Raw genomic sequence first — 3,110 nt, 5'->3', positions numbered from 1 at the left:
CACTCGACGCCTTCGGCGACCACGCCGGTGCCGCTGACCCCGGAGACGTCGATGTGCCGCACGAGCTGGAAGCAGCGCGGTCCGGCTTTGGTCGCAACCTTCAGGTGCCGCCGCCTGAGCAGCGTCGCCGGTCTACCGCTGGTTTCGTCCATGTCCGTCAGTCAACGCTGGTAGCAGCGGCCGGACCATGAACCCGTCCTGTATCCACAGGGCACTGATCAGGAACCAAAACGTCGCTCGATCGCCGTAATCTGATTGCACAGCGTAGTCGAGCAGGAAGTGACCCGATGACAATCATCGATCAGTGGACGGGCAGGCATGCGCACGCCTTGCGGGCTGCGCTGCGCCAGACCAACGAGGCTTTCGCCGAGCACCTGGGCGTCTCGCCGCGCACCGTGGCCAAATGGCGGGAGAGACCGGAGATGGTGCCCAGTCCTCAACTCCAGGAGGCACTGGACACCTCGTTGCGCCTGGCGACGCCAGACACCCGGGCCCGCTTCGCGTCCAATCTCGGCGCGGCGGAGGAGAGCCGGACCTTGGACGACTCGATGATCAGCCAGCTGCAGGTCGCGGTCGGCGATCTCGCGCGCGTGCTGGCTCGGTTCAACCTCTCCGAGTCCACGGAAGGCGCGATGGACGAATCACGCGCGCGCTGAGTACGGCGTACTGTCTGCTGGCGAAGCGGAGCCGCGAGCGGAGGGCTGACGGGTGAGGCGTCGACCGGTGAACTCGAGGAGCGTGAGATCAGTCGGGTACGACCTGAGTAGCCGGACCCTCGAACTGCAGTACGTCAACGGAAGCGTCTACCAGTACCTCGACGTCCCACAGCCGACGTACGCCGGTCTGCTGGCCGCGGCCAGCATCGGCAACTACGTCAACACCAAGATCAAGCCGTACTACGAGTTCCGCGAGATCTGAGCCGGACTACATCGGCAGGATCTCGAAGATCTCGACCGCGAACCGGCCCTTTCCCTCCGACAGGAAGGGATGTCCGTCCAGCAGCGACCGGGCAGCGTCGAGGCTGTCGGCTTCGACGATCGTGTAGCCGTTCTGGTCACTCGGATCGGCGGCGGTGCCGTCGTCCCGCACCGACGCCCGCGGCGCCAACGGGTTGCCCTGGTCGACGACCGCGGCGGCCGCACGACCCATCCACTCGGTCCATGCCTTCATCTGCTCCTCGCCCTGTTCCGGGGTGAAGTCCTCCATCGGCGTCGCCGGCCCGCGGTACAGGTACAGGTACTTGCTCATGATGATTCCCTTCAGCTGCGCCGATGCAGAGGCCTCGGCGAGACCGTCCAGGCGGGCGGTCTCTTGCTTGACGAACGACCCTCACCCGAATCGACAGGCAGGACGAGGGTTTTCGCTGCGTCACCGGCGGGCACCAGATTGTGGATCCACGGGGGTGCGTCAGCCAGGAGGTGGACATGCGCACTCGTAGAGCCTCTACGAGCAGTACACGCGTCATCACGGTCATCGTTGTGTTGTGGTTGTTGATCGGTCTCGCCGCCGCAGTGCAGCGGGACTACTTCGCGGGCTCGGATGCGACCTGCGCAAAGGTGGGGACAACCCTCGTCACCATCATCGCCGGACCGCTGAACTACATCGGCGCCAATCCGAAGATCGACTGCCAGGCACCGCAACCGTCCAAGTAGCCCTGACCGGGGTGAGGCCCACCAAGCAGCGACTGCGGATGCTCCGGCGCCCGCAGCCGCTGCTTGTGCTCGCCGGTGTGAGCGGAAAGCGCCAGCTGCGGTCGCGCTGCAGCCGCTGGCCAAGAGGGGAATAGGCGCGTGGGGGACCTGGTTACATCTGGTGCCGTCCGGTTCATGACCCCGGGCCTCAACTTTCGCCGCTTCGAGCGGCCACTCGCCGAGAGGCGTCTGCTGGACGGTGCGGTACTTCGGGCCGGGGTGCACGAGCAAAAGCAGCTCGTGCACCCCGGCCCGAGTTTCGCGAGCCTAGATGTCGATCTGCATGACCGCCTGGCCAGGCTTGAGGTCCATGAAGGCCACGATGAGCTTCGTCGTACCGAGTCCCGTGGGGCCGGGCGCGAAGAACGTGAAGGTGGTGACGCCGCCGCCACCGAACCCGCGCTGCTCCATCGTGATCTCGGTGCGCTTGATCGACTTGATCCGGAGTGAGGTTCCGCCCGTCTCCACCGGCACTGCGATCCTGTCGCCGGTCCGCACGGTAACCCGGCAGTGCCCGTCCTTGCAGGACTTCAGATTGCGGCCTTCCAAGGGCAACGCGGCCAGCTTGGGTGTCGGCGGAACCGGCGGGAGCGTCGGTGTCGGAGTGGCGGACGGAGTTGGTGTCGGTGTCGGGCTCACGGTCGGAACCGGCGTCGGGGTGGGCGTCGTCGCCGGCTGGGCCTCCTCGTTGGGAGTTGAGCAGCCGACAGCCAGCAGTACAACCAGTCCGGTGACCCAGTGCCATCGATTCATCACAGCACCCTAGGACCAGCCGAGGTCGATCGCTTCGAGCATGACCCAAGAGGGGGCTTGAACGGTGGGGGACCATGGAGATGTGGCTCGCGGAGACGCGGGTGACACGTGTGACCAGAGGGACGGCGAGGGCATCGCGGCCGGCTTGCCGGAGGTGCTCTGCGAGGGTGCGGACGAGGTCCCGGACCCCGATTTGCATCTTCACCGCGAATGTCAGTAATGTTCTTCTTGTTGGAGCGAGTGCGGGACGCGAAAGCGGCCGGACGCTCCAAACTCCCTGAAGGTCCTAGGAGCCGAAACACGCCCCAAGCGGGTTTCGGTCACTGTGACACGCAGAGAGACTGGGACGAAAGAGGCCGATTTGACTGGCCCCGAACGAAACAGTAATGTTTGGCGGGTTGCCCCGGAGCTTCGAATGAAAGTTTGAAGCGCGGTGTGCGTCCGATTCTTGAGAACTCAACAGCGTGCCGAAAGTCAATGCCGAAATATGTAGTATCCCCGTTCACGGCATTGGATGATTTCTTCTTCCCGGGTCTCTTCGAGATTTTGGGTGTTGGGTTGTCTGTTGTTCGTGGCGGATTCCTTTGAAGATTAATGATTCAAGTCAGTTTGATTGTTTCTGAGATATCAAAGGATCACTCAATGTAGTCTGTTCTCTGCGCCCTT

Annotated in this window: 5 protein-coding genes and 1 pseudogene; 3 read left to right on the top strand and 3 right to left on the bottom strand. The window is 63.9% G+C overall.

Translation table 11 applies throughout. The features are described from left to right. Positions 1-152 (bottom strand): annotated as a pseudogene (locus tag VFG33_RS41400) (hypothetical protein); the annotation flags it as partial. A 135-nt stretch (positions 153-287) separates the two neighbouring features. On the opposite strand from VFG33_RS41400, the gene VFG33_RS38610 reads away from it, so the two are divergent. Together VFG33_RS38610 and VFG33_RS38605 are read left to right on the top strand one after the other, a co-directional pair. Continuing rightward, a complete protein-coding gene (locus VFG33_RS38610; RefSeq protein WP_325057995.1) occupies positions 288-656 on the top strand; it encodes a helix-turn-helix domain-containing protein in 369 nt (122 codons plus the stop codon). Between the two features lie 82 nt (positions 657-738). Next, positions 739-918 (top strand): KTSC domain-containing protein, encoded by a 180-nt coding sequence (locus VFG33_RS38605; protein WP_325057994.1) that lies wholly within the window; start codon positions 739-741, stop codon positions 916-918. 6 nt (positions 919-924) lie between these two features. Here the strand turns inward: VFG33_RS38605 and VFG33_RS38600 are convergent, their stop codons facing one another. Next, positions 925-1,248: a YciI family protein gene (locus VFG33_RS38600; RefSeq protein WP_325057993.1), complete on the bottom strand. Its 324-nt coding sequence runs from the start codon at positions 1,246-1,248 to the stop codon at positions 925-927. A 176-nt stretch (positions 1,249-1,424) separates the two neighbouring features. Between VFG33_RS38600 and VFG33_RS38595 the strand changes: the two genes are divergently transcribed. Continuing rightward, positions 1,425-1,652, top strand: a complete 228-nt coding sequence (locus tag VFG33_RS38595) for a hypothetical protein (RefSeq protein ID WP_325057992.1) — start codon at positions 1,425-1,427, stop codon at positions 1,650-1,652. Between the two features lie 306 nt (positions 1,653-1,958). Here the strand turns inward: VFG33_RS38595 and VFG33_RS38590 are convergent, their stop codons facing one another. Next, positions 1,959-2,444 carry a hypothetical protein gene (locus VFG33_RS38590; protein ID WP_325057991.1) on the bottom strand — a complete coding sequence of 162 codons (486 nt, stop codon included), beginning with the start codon at positions 2,442-2,444 and terminating at the stop codon, positions 1,959-1,961. Positions 2,445-3,110 lie beyond the last annotated feature (666 nt).

It is taken from the genome of Kribbella sp. (assembly GCF_035687465.1).
Classification (GTDB): domain Bacteria; phylum Actinomycetota; class Actinomycetes; order Propionibacteriales; family Kribbellaceae; genus Kribbella.
Note: the sequence above shows the minus strand (reverse complement) of the source record. Positions and strands in the feature narration are given on the sequence as shown.